The organism is Brevundimonas sp. EAKA (genome assembly GCF_000698025.1).
Classification (GTDB): domain Bacteria; phylum Pseudomonadota; class Alphaproteobacteria; order Caulobacterales; family Caulobacteraceae; genus Brevundimonas; species Brevundimonas mediterranea_A.
On the sequence record NZ_JMQR01000250.1, the window covers coordinates 1 to 1,468 of the forward strand.

Genomic DNA, 1,468 nt, shown 5'->3' on the forward strand with positions numbered 1-1,468 from the left:
GCCGACAGGATCCGCACATCGTCCAGCAGCGAGCCATAGTCGGCGGCGGGCATCGGCGCGGGCGGCGGCGGGCTGATGGGCTCGACACAGCCGCTCAGGGCCAGGGCGGCGCATCCGCCGAGCAGAAGGGATCGGGCGGCGGCGGACAGCATGGACGACTCCGTAAACGATGATTCAGCCTAGCGTGCGGATCGCCCGGCGTCAGCCCGTGGTAATGAGACGACGACATGTCCAGCGCGATTCCCCCCTTCCCGCCCATCGAAGACCTGACCGCCGAGACAGCGGCGGAAGAACTGGCCTGGCTGGCCGCCGAGATGGCCCGCCACGACGCCCTCTATAATGAGGCGACGCCCGAGATTTCCGACGCCGACTACGACGCCCTGCGCGCGCGGAACCTGGCGGTCGAGGCCGCCTTCCCCGATCTGGTCCGCCCGGACTCCCCATCGCACAAGGTCGGCGCCGCCGTCTCCAGCCAGTTCGCCGAGGTCCGCCACGGCGTGCCCATGCTGTCGCTGGACAACGCCTTCGACGAGGGCGAGGTGCGCGACTTCGTCGCCCGCATCGCCCGTTTCCTGAAACTGCCCTCCGACGAACCCATCGCCTTCGTCGCCGAGCCCAAGATCGACGGCCTGTCCGCCAATCTCCTCTATGTCGACGGCCGGCTGACCCTCGGCGCCACGCGCGGCGACGGCCGCACCGGCGAGGACGTCACCGCCAATCTGAACACCATCGCCGATGTGAAACAGACCCTGGCCGGGGACGACTGGCCCGACCGGATCGAGATCCGGGGCGAGGTCTACGCCCCCAACGCCGCCTTCGCCGCCTTCAACGCCGCCGCCGAGGCCGAGGGCCGCCGCACCTACGCCAACCCCCGAAACTTCGCCGCCGGCTCCCTGCGCCAGAAGGACGCTCGGATCACCGCCAAACGCCCGCTGAACTTCTTCGCCTACGCCTGGGGCGAACATTCCCGCGACTTCGCCGAGACCCAGTGGGAGGCTCTGCAAAAGCTCAAGGCCTGGGGTTTCCCCGTCAACGCCCGCTCGCGCCGCGTCGAGGGCGCCGAGGGCCTGATCGCCGTCTATCGCGAACTGGAACGCGACCGCGCGACCCTGGGCTATGACATCGACGGCGTGGTCTACAAGGTCGACCGCCTCGACTGGCAGCGCCGCCTGGGCTTCGTCGCCCGCAGCCCCCGCTGGGCCATCGCCCACAAATTCCCGGCGCAACAGGCGACCACGGTGCTGGAGGGGATCGACATCCAGGTCGGCCGCACCGGCTCCCTGACGCCTGTGGCTCGGCTCCACCCCGTCACCGTCGGCGGGGTCGTGGTCAGGAACGCCACCCTTCATAATGAAGACGAGATCGAACGTCTGGACGTCCGCATCGGCGACACCGTCCGCCTGCAACGCGCCGGCGACGTCATCCCCCAGATCCTGGGCGTCGTCCCCGACCTGCGCCCCGCCGACGC

The 1,468-nt window shown here is 69.9% G+C and carries 1 protein-coding gene; it reads left to right on the plus strand.

Annotated features, from left to right (window positions below; genetic code table 11):
• Positions 1-227: 227 nt before the first annotated feature.
• The coding region (gene ligA / locus ER13_RS17285; protein WP_035311387.1) for an NAD-dependent DNA ligase LigA at positions 228-1,468 on the plus strand (1,241 nt) is incomplete at its 3' end.